At 39.0% G+C, this 14,818-nt stretch carries 13 protein-coding genes; 4 read left to right on the forward strand and 9 right to left on the reverse strand.

Annotated features, from left to right (window positions below):
- Positions 1-105 precede the first annotated feature (105 nt).
- The 3 genes from ACQ7EO_RS06715 to ahcY form a co-directional block, all read right to left on the reverse strand.
- Entirely contained in the window at positions 106-825 is a 720-nt protein-coding gene (locus ACQ7EO_RS06715; RefSeq protein WP_434279188.1) for a 16S rRNA (uracil(1498)-N(3))-methyltransferase, read from the reverse strand.
- Between the two features lie 36 nt (positions 826-861).
- Positions 862-1,698 (reverse strand): methylenetetrahydrofolate reductase [NAD(P)H], encoded by an 837-nt coding sequence (gene metF / locus ACQ7EO_RS06720; RefSeq protein ID WP_154129811.1) that lies wholly within the window; start codon positions 1,696-1,698, stop codon positions 862-864.
- A 154-nt stretch (positions 1,699-1,852) separates the two neighbouring features.
- Positions 1,853-3,235: an adenosylhomocysteinase gene (gene ahcY / locus ACQ7EO_RS06725; protein WP_004717024.1), complete on the reverse strand. Its 1,383-nt coding sequence runs from the start codon at positions 3,233-3,235 to the stop codon at positions 1,853-1,855.
- A gap of 420 nt (positions 3,236-3,655) precedes the next feature.
- Between ahcY and ACQ7EO_RS06730 the strand changes: the two genes are divergently transcribed.
- Together ACQ7EO_RS06730 and ACQ7EO_RS06735 are read left to right on the forward strand one after the other, a co-directional pair.
- Positions 3,656-4,207: a hypothetical protein gene (locus ACQ7EO_RS06730; protein WP_434279600.1), complete on the forward strand. Its 552-nt coding sequence runs from the start codon at positions 3,656-3,658 to the stop codon at positions 4,205-4,207.
- 5 nt (positions 4,208-4,212) lie between these two features.
- Positions 4,213-5,151 (forward strand): DUF4424 family protein, encoded by a 939-nt coding sequence (locus tag ACQ7EO_RS06735; protein WP_434279189.1) that lies wholly within the window; start codon positions 4,213-4,215, stop codon positions 5,149-5,151.
- 49 nt (positions 5,152-5,200) lie between these two features.
- Here ACQ7EO_RS06735 and ACQ7EO_RS06740 read toward each other — a convergent pair whose 3' ends face one another.
- From ACQ7EO_RS06740 to ACQ7EO_RS06755, 4 genes are all read right to left on the reverse strand, one after another.
- Entirely contained in the window at positions 5,201-5,725 is a 525-nt protein-coding gene (locus ACQ7EO_RS06740; RefSeq protein ID WP_434279190.1) for a tetratricopeptide repeat protein, read from the reverse strand.
- 89 nt (positions 5,726-5,814) lie between these two features.
- Entirely contained in the window at positions 5,815-6,153 is a 339-nt protein-coding gene (locus ACQ7EO_RS06745; RefSeq protein ID WP_105713649.1) for a DUF3325 domain-containing protein, read from the reverse strand.
- Positions 6,150-7,868: a PepSY-associated TM helix domain-containing protein gene (locus ACQ7EO_RS06750; protein WP_434279191.1), complete on the reverse strand. Its 1,719-nt coding sequence runs from the start codon at positions 7,866-7,868 to the stop codon at positions 6,150-6,152. The genes ACQ7EO_RS06745 and ACQ7EO_RS06750 overlap by 4 nt, the downstream gene beginning before the upstream one ends.
- 1 nt (position 7,869) lies before the next feature.
- Complete coding sequence (locus ACQ7EO_RS06755; RefSeq protein ID WP_434279192.1) at positions 7,870-8,223, reverse strand: hypothetical protein; 354 nt, start codon at positions 8,221-8,223, stop codon at positions 7,870-7,872.
- Positions 8,224-8,528: 305 nt separating this feature from the next.
- Here ACQ7EO_RS06755 and ACQ7EO_RS06760 point away from each other — a divergent pair, with 305 nt between their 5' ends.
- Positions 8,529-8,783, forward strand: a complete 255-nt coding sequence (locus ACQ7EO_RS06760) for a hypothetical protein (RefSeq protein WP_239045249.1) — start codon at positions 8,529-8,531, stop codon at positions 8,781-8,783.
- Between the two features lie 64 nt (positions 8,784-8,847).
- On the opposite strand, the gene ACQ7EO_RS06765 is transcribed toward ACQ7EO_RS06760, so the two are convergent.
- On the reverse strand, positions 8,848-9,234 hold the full coding sequence (locus ACQ7EO_RS06765; protein ID WP_004823072.1) for a carboxymuconolactone decarboxylase family protein: 387 nt from the start codon (positions 9,232-9,234) through the stop codon (positions 8,848-8,850).
- A 160-nt stretch (positions 9,235-9,394) separates the two neighbouring features.
- Positions 9,395-11,851 carry an acyl-CoA dehydrogenase gene (locus tag ACQ7EO_RS06770; RefSeq protein ID WP_434279193.1) on the reverse strand — a complete coding sequence of 819 codons (2,457 nt, stop codon included), beginning with the start codon at positions 11,849-11,851 and terminating at the stop codon, positions 9,395-9,397.
- A gap of 685 nt (positions 11,852-12,536) precedes the next feature.
- On the opposite strand from ACQ7EO_RS06770, the gene ACQ7EO_RS06775 reads away from it, so the two are divergent.
- Positions 12,537-14,768 carry an NADP-dependent isocitrate dehydrogenase gene (locus tag ACQ7EO_RS06775; RefSeq protein ID WP_434279194.1) on the forward strand — a complete coding sequence of 744 codons (2,232 nt, stop codon included), beginning with the start codon at positions 12,537-12,539 and terminating at the stop codon, positions 14,766-14,768.
- Positions 14,769-14,818: the final 50 nt, after the last annotated feature.

Consider the following 14,818-nt stretch of genomic DNA (forward strand, 5'->3'; position numbering starts at 1 on the left):
TGTAGGTTTAACGGAGCAACTATTTAAAATTTGCTAATTAATAGTTTCTTTGGAATTAAAATACTGTGAAATCATCCAATTTGCAATTATTTTACATGACATACATCACTTTTTAAAGCTTTGATAATTCAAAATTGATAAAGCAACTACAGGTGCTGTTTCAGTTCTTAAAATACGATCACCGATGCACCAATTTTTAAATCCATATTGGTTGGCCTGATCAATTTCAGCTTCATTTAAACCACCTTCAGGGCCAATTAAAAGGGCAATATCTGGGCTTATGTCTTTCAGTACATCTGTCTGCTCTTTTTCAGGCGCAAGAACAAATTTACTCTGCGGTAATTCAGTTTTGATCCATTCGTTTAGGCTTAGAGGCGCTAAAATCTGAGGAACAAGATTCATACCACACTGTTCACAAGCTGCAATCGCTATACCTTGCCAATGATCTAATTTTTTTTGATCTCGATCGTATTTTAAACGCATTTCACAACGTTCTGATGTGAGCAGTTGAATTTGAGCTACGCCCAATTCCACAGCTTTTTGAATCGCATAATCCATACGATCGCCCTTACTCATGACTTGTCCAAGTAGCGCTGTAAAAGCAGGGGTACGATTATCTGGATTAAATGAATTGACTAAAACAGAAGCAGATTTTTTAGCGACTGCTGTTAAAGTCACGTCATATTCACCCCCTTGTCCATTGAACAAGGTGGCTTTTTCACCCACTTGTGCACGCAATACTTTGACCCAATGATGAAATACTGTTTCAGTGAGTTCAACCGTAGTTTCGACAGCTAAATCAGTTTCAATATAAAAGCGGGGCATGCAGTTTTACTCACAAGTTGATGATGCAATTTTGATTTAAGCTAAACCGAGATCAAGTACCAATTGGCGGTTTGGCTCAGTATGATTCATGCTATAGAAATGCAAACTTGGTGCACCTCCTGCAATAAGGCGTTCACACAGTTTGATCACAACTTCATGTCCAAAGGCTTTGATACTTGCAGTGTCATCACCATAGGTCGCAAGTTGCTTACGAATCCAGCGCGGAATTTCTGCACCTGTCCCATCTGCAAAGCGGATTAAATTGCTTGCATTGGTAATTGGCATAATTCCTGGCGCAACAGGAATATCAATTCCTTGTTTTTGGATACGCTCTACAAAATAGAAATAGGCATCTGGATTAAAGAAAAATTGAGTGATGGCTGCATTTGCACCAGCTTTGACTTTTTCTGCAAAGTGCTGAATGTCTGCATCAAAGTTGTCAGCTTGTGGATGCATTTCAGGATATGCCGCAACTTCAATTTTAAAATGATCGCCTGAGTGTTCACGAATAAAACGGACCAAATCAGTTGCATAAGGCAGTTCACCTAGGCCAACTTGACCAGAAGGTAAATCACCTCGAAGCGCAACAATACGATCAATCCCTTGAGCTTTATAGATATCGAGTAATTCAGCAATACGTACTTTGTCATCACCAATACATGAAAGGTGAGGGGCAACAGGTGTACCTTTACCATTAAAGTCAGCAATTGCGGCTAATGTACGTTCACGCGTCGAACCACCAGCCCCATAAGTAATCGAGAAAAACTCTGGATTTAAAAGCTGTAATTCTTGATGAACAAGCTTAAGTTTTTCCGCCCCTGCATCAGTTTTGGTCGGGAAAAACTCAAACGAAATTGGAACACGTTTGGTCATGGTTAAATCCTTTTTTATTCATACCTTTTTAATTTGTTTTAGCCTCTCCGAGGTCCTTTCCTAAAAGGAGAGGACCTTGCCTTTATATTCATTAATACGTTAATGAATATTGCTTTCTCCCTAAGAGAGAAAGCTAGGGAGAGGGGATTAAAACTTAGTACTTATAAGCCTCAGATTTAAATGGACCTTCAACTGCAACGCCCAAGTAATCTGCTTGAACTTGAGTCAATTGCGTCAATACACCACCAAAACCAGCAACCATTGCAGCAGCAACTTCTTCATCTAATTTCTTAGGAATCAATTCAACACGGATCTGTGCTGCTTTTTGATCTTCTGGAAGATCAGCAAATTTTTCTGCGAATAAGTGCATTTGACCTAAAACTTGGTTTGCAAAAGAACCATCCATCACGCGTGAAGGGTGACCTGTTGCATTACCAAGGTTAACCAAACGACCTTCTGAAAGAAGAATCAGGTAATCATTTTCATTTTCTGTACGATACACTTGGTGTACTTGAGGCTTAACTTCAACCCACTTATAACCACGTAAATAGTTTGTATCGATTTCAGTATCAAAGTGTCCGATATTACACACCACTGAACCTGCTTTTAATGTATCTAACATTGCAGAATCACATACGTGGTAGTTACCAGTTGTTGTTACGATCAAATCAGTATTTTGAAGAAGGTCAAGGTTAATGTCTTCTTTTTTACCTGTTTGTACACCATTTTTATATGGAGAAACAACTTCATAACCGTCCATACATGCTTGCATTGCACAGATTGGGTCAATTTCAGTTACACGTACAATCATACCTTCTTGGCGAAGTGACTGAGCAGAACCTTTACCAACATCACCATAACCAATTACTAGCGCACGACGACCAGATAACAACATATCTGTACCGCGTTTTATGGCGTCATTTAATGAATGACGGCAGCCATATTTATTGTCGTTTTTAGATTTTGTGATTGAATCATTCACGTTAATTGCAGGAACTTTTAAAGTACCATCACGGAACATTTCGTTTAGACGTTGAACACCCGTAGTCGTTTCTTCTGTAATACCATGAATTTTAGCAATAAGTTCAGGATATTTTTCATGAACAACAGCAGTTAAATCACCACCATCATCAAGAATCATGTTAGCATCCCAAGGCGTGCCATTAACATTGATTTGTTGTTCAAGACACCACATGTATTCTTCTTCAGTTTCACCTTTCCAAGCGAATACTGGAACACCAGATGCGGCAATTGCTGCTGCTGCATGGTCTTGAGTTGAGAAGATGTTACATGAAGTCCAACGTACTTCTGCGCCTAATTCAACCAGTGTTTCAATTAAAACAGCAGTTTGAATGGTCATATGAATACAACCCAGAATTTTTGCGCCAGCAAGAGGTTTTGCTGCTGAATAACGTTTACGTAAGCCCATCAACGCTGGCATTTCTGCTTCAGCAAGTTTGATTTCTTTACGACCGTAGTCAGCGAGGGAAATATCTGCAACTTTATAATCTGTAAATGAAGCATTAACCGCGTTCATCACGATCTCCTTTATATTAAAAAAATATTGATCATTCAGTTCGCGGATGCCGTTGTTGATCAGCACGAAAGTCTGACCGAATCGTCGAGCCTAGCGATTTCACATTTATGTGCCTGTGAAAAAGTCGCAGCATCCCTCGACTGGCGACTATTGTACCTAGATTTTAATAGAGTTCAAATGTAGTTGGTTAATATTCAACTAAAAGATAGAATTGTTTTTGAATCGCTAAGCTATGCAAAAATATGATCAGTATTTACTGATATATAAACAGAAATAAAATCAAGATGATGCGTTTAAGCGTTTGCCAAGTGCTAGAGCTGTGCAACGATGATTGTAGTATTTGTGATTATGCTGCGTGCTTTGCTTTTTCTATATCTGGTTTTTTGGGTTTAAAAAGTGAATATCGGGAACATTAAATTGATGGATATTGTAAAGATAATTGATCAGCATAGCTTTGCATTGCGACAAGCCATTGAGCAGGCTTCTCTTGAACAGCGGAAAAGTTTGGTGAAAGTTGTTTTTGCTTTTTTTGAAAAATTACCGAACTTTCAATCTATTATTGAACAAAATTATCAAATTAAAATTGATAAAAAACAATTGTTTCAGGATATTGATCAAGAGAATTTAATTGATTATCAAAAGCGAATTCGACAATCAAATGCTTGCGTAGATGAATATGCCGATGATTATGAGGAATTAGCGGCCATTGAGGTGATTTCTTTGGATGCCTTTTTCTTAATGGTATCAAATCAAAACAAAAGCCAGCATTTAGTGGCTTTGTTTAATGCGATGATTGAAGTGCTGGATTATTATGAGAATTTTTCAGAAAACTCAATCTATTGGAATGAACTTTTAGAAAAAGAAATTCTTTTACAAGAGCAGATTATCAAACAGATTGCTACACATATTATTTTTGATGAATCTATTTATTGTGTGCATTATCAAACAATAGAATTTCCTGATTTGGATTAAAGAGAATGAAAAAAATCGTATTGATCGCATCGATTCTGACAGCGACATCAGCTTTCGCCAATGATTCTACAGGCTATGTGGGAACAGGGGGAATTGAGTACCTTAAAAATAAAAATATTGCCATGCAACGTGAAGACTTATTCATTAGTAAAAAATTAATTAAGGTCGATTATCAATTTAAAAACCTCAGTAATCAGGATATTACTGAAACTGTTTTGTTCCCTTTACCACGAGTTAATAATGCTTTTGAATCTGATTTTGCTCACACTGAGGATTTATTAAAAAGTTTTAAAATTCAGGTTAATGGAAAAGCGGTTCAACCGACAATGCATGTGCAGACATTTATACAAAGAGATGAAAAGTCTAAAGCGATTGATGTCACTGAGCTATTTAAACAATGTGGTTTTTCACAAACTGAAATGTTAAATCCTTGGAATCGCAAAAGTGATGAATATGGGGTATTTGAAAAGAAACTAAAAAGCTGCTCAAACCCTAAAGTAAAAAGCATTTTGCCTAAAAATCCAGACGAAGTCATCAACTGGTCATCACAAGTGGTTTATAGCTGGAAGCAAACTTTTAAAGCCAATTCAATTACACAGGTAAAACATCAATATAAACCTTTAGTGGGTGGTTCGGTTGCACTATATCCAGATGAATATAATCAACAATTTTGTATGGACAGTAATTTTAAGAAAGGCTTGAAAAAAGCACAGTCGGAACATTCGCCTTTTAATGCACTGAGTTATATTTTGACTACTGGGGCAAATTGGGCAAAACCGATTGAAAACTTTAAATTGACCATTGAACGTGATCCGGGAGAGTTGGTATCGTTTTGTTGGAAAGGTAAAGTCAATAAAATTAGCCCGACACAATTCCAAATGGTTGAGAAAAACTTTGTACCTAAACAAGATTTAGATGTAATTTTTGTGCATTTACGTAATTAAATAAGTGAATCAAATTTAAGCCCATTTTATATGGGCTTAAATTTATAAATTATACTGAGGTGTCTTCAGCTGACTTGGCTTTTTTAGCCCAAAAATCAGCTTTTTCTTCATCAACATCAACGCCCATCCCGTGTTCATAAATACAAACAAGATCACGCATGGCTTGAACTTCACCCAGTTTTGCTGCTTGCTCAACCAGCTCTACTGATTTCACCAGATCTTTTTCAACCACATCGCCACGGCGATAGAAATTGGATAACTCTAAAATCGCAGCAGGATGTTGATTTTTGGCCGCTTGCTCTAACCAGCGATGGGCATGTTCAAAATAAGCCTTGGCTTCTTTAGGATCTTCTTCAAGGATATCTTTTGCATAATAAGCATAGCCTTCACCTAACCAATACATGGCTTCAACATGGCCTAATTGTGCTGCTTTGAGTGCCCATTCTTCTGCAAGTTGATTGTTATCTTCATCTTCACTTTGCATATATATTTCAGCAAGTTCAAATTGTGCAGCTGGATTGGCCATTGCAGCACGATTGAGTAATTCTGAAGAGATTGAAAGTGGTTTAGACATAAAAATACCAATACAAGGCAATAAATTTGATAGAAAAAAAGCCAATCCGTAGATTGGCTTATGATTATAACTGATTTTTGTGAAACAGTTTAAATGAGTAGCATCACACTTGTGATTAAGCTGATACCCACACAAAAGCTGGCAGCCAATTTCATTTTTAAACTGTAATAGCTTAATAACACCCCAACAAATAATGCTGAAAAGGTCAGTACTCCAACCCAAATGCTGAGCATGCTACTAAGCTGCCCTGACATGACGCAAATGATCAGTGAAATCAGCAGTAAAGCCCAACCAGCAATAGAAGCAAGTTGGGTTTGTTTGGGGCTTAGTTCATGTCCATAGAACTGTTTTTGATGCTTTGACATTGCGCTGGCAAGCGCGATAAAAGCCAAGCTAGACAAAGACCAAATTAATAAGAAGAAAATCATGCTGAAATCTCCTTATTTGAAGGTACATTTCTGGCTTTTTTGACAGGAAGCCCTTTATGTTTTTTAACTTTATAAAATGAGTAGAAAAACAAAATCGCAAGCGCCCATGTCATTAAATCAAAAGACGCAATCATCCATTGGTCATTGGCAATGCTGTTCCAAAGTGCTTGACCACCCGTGATAAAATTGACAATAGGCAATAGGGCAAAAGCAACACCAGAGAACAATAGAAGTTCTAGCCAAGCTTGACGATGCGGGCGAATCGCTGCATAAATTAACGTAGCTAACCATACAATAAAGAAAGCTCTAATTTCCCAATTTAAGCGTGTTTCTATTTCAAATGGAATGAAACGATTGGCGTAGAAGTAGGCGGCACATGCAATAGGTAATCCAATCACAGCAGCAATATTCATCACTTCAACAAAACGATAACCAAATGATTTATAACCTTGTTTTTGTTGTTGCGGTGCACGTTTGACGCACCATAAGATCAGCCCCGTTGCAACCATTAAGGTGCCCATTACACCAGAGAAGAACAATAACCAGCGGAAGGTTAAATCAAGACCACGAGCTTCATGCAATACAGTCACCACATTGTATATCCCCATTGGGATAGAGGCATTGTTTGCTTGAGCCGCTTCACTGATGTCTTTGCCTGTCACGCCATCGAATTTTAAAATGGGGTAAACACCACGCTGAACCACACTTTTCGCATATAAAGCGCGAAGTTCAATGGTCGCATTGGATGTATTTGGCGCAATGATTTGAATAGAAGCAATCGGATTTTCTTTCCACTGTGCTTGAGCAGTGGTAATAAGCGGGGTTAAGTCAGTGAGTGGTGCAGGATGACCAGCGTCTTGTTGATGCTTTTTGCCTCTTTCACCTCGTGAGCGTTGTTCATTTTGGCCTTGAGTTTGATTTGTATTTGCGGATCCAGAACGGTTTTCAGCATTTCTATTGCGAGCATTATTTTGCTGAACTGCACCTCCGCGCATCTCTTGAAAAAACTCTTGTCGATCTTTATAGACTTGGTTGATTCCCCAAGGCATAAACATAAACATCAGTAATAACAAACCACTGAAGGTGATCATGATATGAAAGGGAAGGGCAAAAACAGCTGTGGCATTATGTGCATCTAACCAAGAGCGTTGGCCTTTACCTGAACGGAACGTAAAGAAATCTTTAAAAATTTTTTTATGGGTAATAATGCCGCTGATAATTGCCACAAACATCAGCATCGTGGCTAAACCGACGATCCAACGTGCCCAAATACGATCAAATCCATACAGTTCAAAGTGAAAGCGATATAGAAAACCACCACCACGGGTGTCTCGTGCTTCAATAACTTGTCCAGTTGCACTGTCTATGGTGATTCTTTCCCCACCACGACGCGCTTGTAGATCTTCACCTTGTTTACGAATATTTAATTCAGTTGTGGTCTGTCTAGAATTGGGTAATTGAATCGTCCAACTACCAGCATCAGGATAGTTCTTTTGTAGATAATCTAAGGCAACTTGGGTTTGCTGTACTTGAGAATCACTTGGAACGGATTGATGTATTTCTGGTTTCATCCAAGCCGTTATTTCAGACTGAAAGAAACTCAATGTTCCTGTCAAAAAAATTGCATAGAGTAACCAACCAAGAATTAAGCTTGCCCATGTATGTAACCATGACATGGATTGGCGTGGACCTTCAACTTTTGCATCTACGTGCATCTTAATTCCCCATCATTTTATAAATGGCAAATAAAATGATACTTGGAAGAAGTATGCCTAAGCTGGCTTTTAATGTCTTATTGACCATAAAAACCCAAATGAATGCAGCACAGTGAATACAGAAAGCAAGTAGCGTTGCACTCATCGCAGCCGTGGCACGATAATCAGCAAATGTTTTTGCAATCACTATAGCGGACAAGGACGCAAGCAGATAACCACCAAGAATTGCCAGGGCAAAACGGTAGGTAATCATGACGCGATATTGTATGAGAGAGGGTGCGGATTTAGCTCGTGTTGATACAGTCGGAGTTGAAACTGATGCGTTTAGTACATCGAGTTCAGTCTGGCTATTCATAGGCAATCAAATACGGAAAGGTTAAAAATTAAGTAAATAATAACAATTATCATTTACTTTTTAAATACAAAAGTTAAATTTGATTAAAATAAAGCACTGGATTTATTTCAATTTTTATGTACAGGCTTGGCTACAAGTTTATCCAGAATAATTGAGAAAATTCTTATAATTTTAGAAGGTTATACGATCTTATCGTGACTATATTTTTGAGCATGTGCCTTCGAACATAAAGCATACAGCGTATTTCGATATTTATTTATATCTTGTAGTGACATCTTGGAAAACAATAATATGGAATTTGAACAATGTTTATTCATGCTGAAGACGCGAAACGATTGGCAGCCAATTCAAACTTAAATATAGAGCTATATAAAGGTCGTTTAGCTCAAATGATTGAAGAGAATGCCAAGCAGGGCAATACTGTGGCTTTTACAGTTCTACCTAAACATCTAGCTTTAGAGGATATTCGGGAGCTTTCTTCTGAGTTAACTCAACTTGGATATCATGTCCGCTTTGAAGTGGATGAGTTTTTTTATAGTTTTAATGTGTTTTGGAATTAACTCGGCAATATAGGCCATAGTTTTGAGCATGACCTATATTGAAGAATTAGCCGGTATTGCTTGTTTATGATTCTTTTTGATATTCATTGATGACTTCGAGCGCAGCACGAAATGCTTCTTGTGTTGTGGGTGCGCCACAGTAAGGTAGGCTGTGTAGTAACACTTCCTGAATTTCTTCAACTGTTGCACCATTATTCAATGCACCACGAATATGACCTTTTAGTTCGGTTGGGCTTTTTTGTGCAACTAAAAATGCAATGGTAATCAAAGAGCGGTATTTACGTGGTAAAACACCCTCACGTTGCCAAGTTGAACCCCATGCATGCTCATTGATCCAGTCTTGCAAAGGTCTTGTAAAAGCAACAGTATTGTCTTGAGCGCGTTTTACAAAACTTTCCCCCATTACTTCTGTACGGACTTTTAAGCCATTTTCATAATCTTGTTGAGACATCGTCTTTTTTCCTCAGCTGTTATATTTTTTAACACTATACCGAAATAGGCAAATAACCCATTGGCAATATGTCTATGTTAAAAAACAGCGATGGTGAATCGCTGTTTATGGTTAAGGTTTTATATTGCTTTATCTGTTAAATGGCATTTGCCAAATCGATTTAAGTTGAGTGAAGATGAGGATTTTCTAATACCAACACCTGCTCTAATTTTTCATCAAAAATATCTGTGAGCATACTGTCATAACGAAGTGCATTATATTGGGTTAATTTTGTGGCTAAATCATCGCTGATTAAGCCACGAGTGACTGCATCCTGTATGCGCTCTTCAAATGTTAGCCCTTGATATTCACCTTTAGATTCCGCTTTTTTAAAGCTATTCCAATCGTCTTCAACAGTTGTGAGTAGATTGAAGGTGGTTTCCATTCGTCCAAAAGCATCATTCGGATCAACAGTATAATAAACCTGCGTTTTTAAATAATCTCGGAACGGATTATCTTGCATGAGCAGTTCCGCTGCTTCACTCTTTTGACGATCGCTCGGTTTCTTGATCGGTCGACCAAATGGGAAACAAACAAATTTAACCAGACTTGATGCAATTTGAATCGGAAAATTATCAAATAAGCCATAAAATGCTTCTTGGGCATCATAAAGCGTTTCGTCCAATGCAAGTTTAGCATGTACCTGTTCTTGCGTGGATCTTTGACCATTTTCATAAAATTTGAGAATGGCTGTCGCAATAAACATTTTGGAGTGAATGTCAGCTAATCGCCCTGAGAGCATTTCTTTACGTTTAATATCACCAGCTAACAGTCCAAGACACATATCTGCGGTTAGGGCGAAGTCAGTACTGAATCGATTGATGATTTTATAATAAGGTTGAGTAAAAGCATCTGATGAGTCAGGTCGTTGACTACTTGCCCCAAACCATCCATAAGTGAATGCACGCGCGCCACGGTTTAAGGTGTAGCCTAAATGTTGATATAACATGGTGTTAAATGTATTTAAGGCAGAGGCTTTATCTTCGGCCTGTAACAGTTGTAATTCCTGAAATAAATAAGGATGGCAACGCATTGAACCTTGACCAAAGATCATTAACGAACGGCTTAAGATATTTGCCCCTTCAACTGTTATCGAGATCGGAATAGCTTGATACATATTGGCAAGAAAGTTACGCGGACCTTGTTGAATACCACGACCACCAGTGATGTCCATACCATGATTGACGATTTTTCGCATCGTTTCAGTGGCATAGTATTTTGCCATCGCGGTCATAACAGCGGGTTTGCCACCTTGATTTAAACCACAAGTGACTAAATAGCGGAAAGCTTCCAGCATATAAGTATGGCTGACGATGTCACTGCTAACTTCTTGCACCCCTTCAAATTTACCTACCGATAATTTAAATTGTTGACGAATTTTAGCGAATGCACCTACAGATAAATATGTCATTTCACCTGCGGCTGTAGAAAGTGCAGGAAGGGAAATACCACGTCCAACAGCCAGACATTCCATCAGCATACGCCAGCCATTCCCGGCATTTTTTGCGCCACCAATAATCCAGTCAATTGGAATAAAGACGTTCTTACCTTCGACTGTACCATTCATAAATGGAGAACCACCTGGATGGTGTCTTGGTCCAACCTCTACGCCTGCATGAGAGGCGGGTATAAGTGCACAGGTAATACCATACTCAGTTTTAGTTTTATCTCCCAATAAACCATCTGGGTCATACAGTTTGAAGGCGAGACCGACTACTGTTGCGACGGGCGCTAGGGTAATCCAGCGTTTTGAGAAATTCATCTTTAAGCCAAGCACTTGTTGACCTTCGAACTCTCCATAACAAACCACGCCAGTATCTGGAATCGCCCCAGCATCAGAACCCGCTTCAGGACTGGTGAGTCCAAAACAAGGAATTTCTTCACCCTTGGCTAAGCCGGGCAAATAACGATTCTTTTGTTCGTCTGTACCATAATTCAGTAAGAGCTCACCCGGTCCTAATGAGTTAGGCACCATACAGGTTACAGCAGTGGTTAATGAACGAGAGGCAATTTTGCTCATAATGCGACTTTGTGCAAAAGAGCTAAATTCACGACCACCATAAGTTTTAGGGATGATGAGTCCAAAAAAGCCATTGTCTTTAATAAATTGCCATGTCTCAGCGTTCAGGTCTTTATTTTGATGAATTTCCCATTCATCTAGCAACTGACAGAGTTGTTCAACCTCATGATCTAAAAAAGATTGCTCTTCATTGCTAAGCGTCGGGTAGGGATAATTGTTAAATTTTTCCCAATCTGGCGCCCCCATAAATAATTCTTTTTCCCACCAACTGGTACCCGCATCCAATGCTTCACGTTCAGTGGTACTCATGCTTGGCATTGCATTGGCTAATGTTTTATAGGCCGGTTTAGTCAAAACTTGCATTCGCAGTGGTTCAATCAGTAACACTAAACTGATGAGAATAAGCGGAAGCCCAAGGATGAGAGACCACGGGCTGATCACAGCGCTCAGAATTGCAATGACAATCGTAGTGATACTTCCGACTGTTCGATGAAGTGCAAAAAAGAACACGGCCCAGAGTGAGATGATTTGAATAAGTATTGCGATGAGTAATAGCATTAACATATTACCTCTACAGTTTTAATATTAATTTTGAGATCGGAAATACATCATTGAAGATTATTCTTTCATCAATGATGTGATGAAAAATTAAACATGTAATTTATTAATAACGATTTTTTCACTTACTATTCAAGGTAAAAGTATTGTTGTTTTGTGAGTATAAGTTAACCAAAGCATATTTATTGTCATATCGTGACCAGAGTATTGTGGGGTAAATAAACTTTCCATTCATTTGCTTATTCATTTTTTAGACAGACTTGAATGATTTAAAATTTAAACAGTATTTAGCTGATTTTTGTTTGTGCTGTTTGGCTTGTTTTATGTCGCTGAAGCGCGTCAATGTGTTTTCAATGGCTTTCAATTTGCTGCTCAGTCTGTAAGAATCAGCAAGATAAAATTTTTAATGATTAAAACAATACAGCACAAGACGGCATGGATTGTTGTTGCTCTTGGTCGGAATGACTATTTTTACAAGAAAATGCTTAATTTTTGTGCAAATATTGATATTAATGCAATATTTGTGATGTACCATTTTTTTACGAAATGTCGTTATCACAGATCTTACGTTGACTGTAATACCAGGAAGGCTGATACTCTTGGGGTTAAATTTAAGCAAGTCGGTTCGTAAGGGCTGGGTCACAAGCTCGGTTCTCAAAACACAATTTAAAGCAAGGGGCTATATATGGCTGGTGGAAAGTCAACAATCATTTACACACTGACTGACGAGGCGCCATTGTTGGCGACTTATTCGCTACTGCCGATCATTGAGACCTTTACTAAGCCAGCTGGCGTAGAGATTGTCAAAACTGATATTTCTGTAGCTGCTCGTGTTCTTGCAGAATTCGCGGAATACTTAAGCGATGAACAGAAAGTATCTGACAACCTTGCGCATTTAGGGCGTCTTACTCAAGATCCAGACACTAACATTATCAAACTCCCAAATATCAGTGCATCTGTTACTCAGTTGAGCGCATGTATTAAGGAACTTCAGTCAAAGGGTTATGCAATCCCAGACTATCCTGAAAATCCAACAACTGAAGAAGAAAAAGCAATTAAGGTACGTTATAGCAAGTGCCTTGGTTCAGCGGTGAATCCAGTGTTACGTGAAGGTAACTCTGACCGTCGTGCACCTGCAGCAGTGAAAAACTATGCGAAGAAACATCCACATTCAATGAGCGAATGGAAACAGTGGTCACAAACACATGTTTCGCATATGGATGAGGGCGATTTCTATCACGGTGAAAAGTCAATGACACTTGACCGTGCGCGTAACGTAAAAATGGAACTGATCACCAAAAATGGTGAGAGCATTGTGCTTAAGCCAAAAGTTGCATTACTTGATGGCGAAATCATCGATTCAATGTTTATGAGCAAGAAAGCGCTTTGCGATTTCTATGAGAAAGAACTTGATGATTGCCGTGAAGCAGGTATTTTATTTTCGTTGCATGTAAAAGCAACTATGATGAAAGTTTCACACCCGATTGTATTCGGTCACTGTGTAAAAATTTACTATAAAGAAGCATTTGAAAAGCACGCTAAGTTATTTGATGAGTTAGGTATTAACGTCAATAACGGTATGGCTGGTCTTTACGAGAAGATTGCAACTTTACCAACATCATTACGTGAAGAGATCATTGAAGATCTTCATGCTTGCCAAGAACACCGTCCTGCACTTGCAATGGTGGATTCAGCGAAAGGCATTACCAACTTCCATTCACCAAATGATGTGATTGTGGATGCATCTATGCCTGCGATGATTCGTGGCGGTGGTAAAATGTGGGGTGCTGATGGTAAGCAGTATGATTGTAAAGCTGTTATGCCAGAGTCAACATTCGCACGTATTTACCAAGAAATGATTAATTTCTGTAAGTGGAATGGTAACTTTGACCCACGTACTATGGGTACTGTGCCAAACGTTGGTTTGATGGCGCAAAAAGCTGAAGAATACGGTTCACATGACAAAACTTTTGAGATCACTGAAGCGGGTGTTGCAAACATCACAGATCTTGAAACTGGTGAAGTGTTGATGTCACAAAACGTTGAGGAAGGCGATATCTGGCGTATGTGTCAGGTGAAAGACGCACCGATTCGTGACTGGGTAAAACTTGCGGTAACGCGTGCGCGTAACTCAGGTATGCCTGCAATCTTCTGGCTTGACCCATACCGTCCACATGAAAATGAATTGATCAAAAAAGTACAAAAATACTTGAAAGATCATGATACGGCAGGTCTTGATATCCAAATCATGTCACAAGTACGTGCAATGCGTTATACGCTTGAACGTGTTGCTCGTGGTTTAGATACAATTTCAGTGACTGGTAACATTTTACGTGATTACTTAACTGACTTGTTCCCAATCATGGAATTGGGTACTTCTGCGAAAATGTTGTCTATCGTTCCGTTAATGGCGGGCGGTGGTATGTACGAAACAGGTGCGGGTGGTTCAGCGCCTAAACATGTACAACAACTTGTAGAAGAAAACCACTTACGTTGGGATTCTCTTGGTGAATTCTTGGCTTTGGCTGTTTCTTTAGAAGAGCTAGGTATTAAAGAAGACAATGCACGTGCTAAGTTATTGGCGAAAACATTGGATCAAGCAACTGGTCAATTGTTAGATAACGACAAGTCTCCATCACGCCGTACAGGTGAGCTTGACAACCGTGGTAGCCATTTCTACCTTGCGAAGTTCTGGGCTGAAGCACTTGCTGCACAAAATGACGATGCTGAATTAAAAGCCAAGTTTGCACCACTTGCAAAAGCATTGGATGAGAACGAAGACAAAATCCTTGCTGAGCTTGCAGCTGTTCAAGGTAAACCAGCGGATATCGGTGGTTACTATGCAGTTGATACTGCTAAGGTTGAAGCTGTTATGCGTCCAAGTGCGACGCTTAACGCTACACTTGCAACTGTTTAAGTTTTAAATGCTATAAACCAACGATCTTGTTGGTGAGAAAAGCCGATGCA

Source organism: Acinetobacter sp. CE-15, assembly GCF_051059255.1.
Classification (GTDB): Bacteria; Pseudomonadota; Gammaproteobacteria; order Pseudomonadales; family Moraxellaceae; genus Acinetobacter; species Acinetobacter guillouiae.

Bases quoted from the DNA above. Each gene is read 5' to 3' on its own strand.
- ACQ7EO_RS06740 (WP_434279190.1), bottom strand. From the start codon at position 5,725: ATGTCTAAACCACTTTCAATCTCTTCAGAATTACTCAATCGTGCTGCA.
- ACQ7EO_RS06760 (WP_239045249.1), top strand. From the start codon at position 8,529: ATGTTTATTCATGCTGAAGACGCGAAACGATTGGCAGCCAATTCAAAC.
- ACQ7EO_RS06715 (WP_434279188.1), bottom strand. From the start codon at position 825: ATGCCCCGCTTTTATATTGAAACTGATTTAGCTGTCGAAACTACGGTT.
- ACQ7EO_RS06765 (WP_004823072.1), bottom strand. From the start codon at position 9,234: ATGTCTCAACAAGATTATGAAAATGGCTTAAAAGTCCGTACAGAAGTA.
- ACQ7EO_RS06745 (WP_105713649.1), bottom strand. From the start codon at position 6,153: ATGATTTTCTTCTTATTAATTTGGTCTTTGTCTAGCTTGGCTTTTATC.
- ACQ7EO_RS06755 (WP_434279192.1), bottom strand. From the start codon at position 8,223: ATGAATAGCCAGACTGAACTCGATGTACTAAACGCATCAGTTTCAACT.
- ahcY (WP_004717024.1), bottom strand. From the start codon at position 3,235: ATGAACGCGGTTAATGCTTCATTTACAGATTATAAAGTTGCAGATATT.
- ACQ7EO_RS06750 (WP_434279191.1), bottom strand. From the start codon at position 7,868: ATGCACGTAGATGCAAAAGTTGAAGGTCCACGCCAATCCATGTCATGG.
- ACQ7EO_RS06770 (WP_434279193.1), bottom strand. From the start codon at position 11,851: ATGCTATTACTCATCGCAATACTTATTCAAATCATCTCACTCTGGGCC.
- metF (WP_154129811.1), bottom strand. From the start codon at position 1,698: ATGACCAAACGTGTTCCAATTTCGTTTGAGTTTTTCCCGACCAAAACT.
- ACQ7EO_RS06730 (WP_434279600.1), top strand. From the start codon at position 3,656: ATGGATATTGTAAAGATAATTGATCAGCATAGCTTTGCATTGCGACAA.
- ACQ7EO_RS06775 (WP_434279194.1), top strand. From the start codon at position 12,537: ATGGCTGGTGGAAAGTCAACAATCATTTACACACTGACTGACGAGGCG.
- ACQ7EO_RS06735 (WP_434279189.1), top strand. From the start codon at position 4,213: ATGAAAAAAATCGTATTGATCGCATCGATTCTGACAGCGACATCAGCT.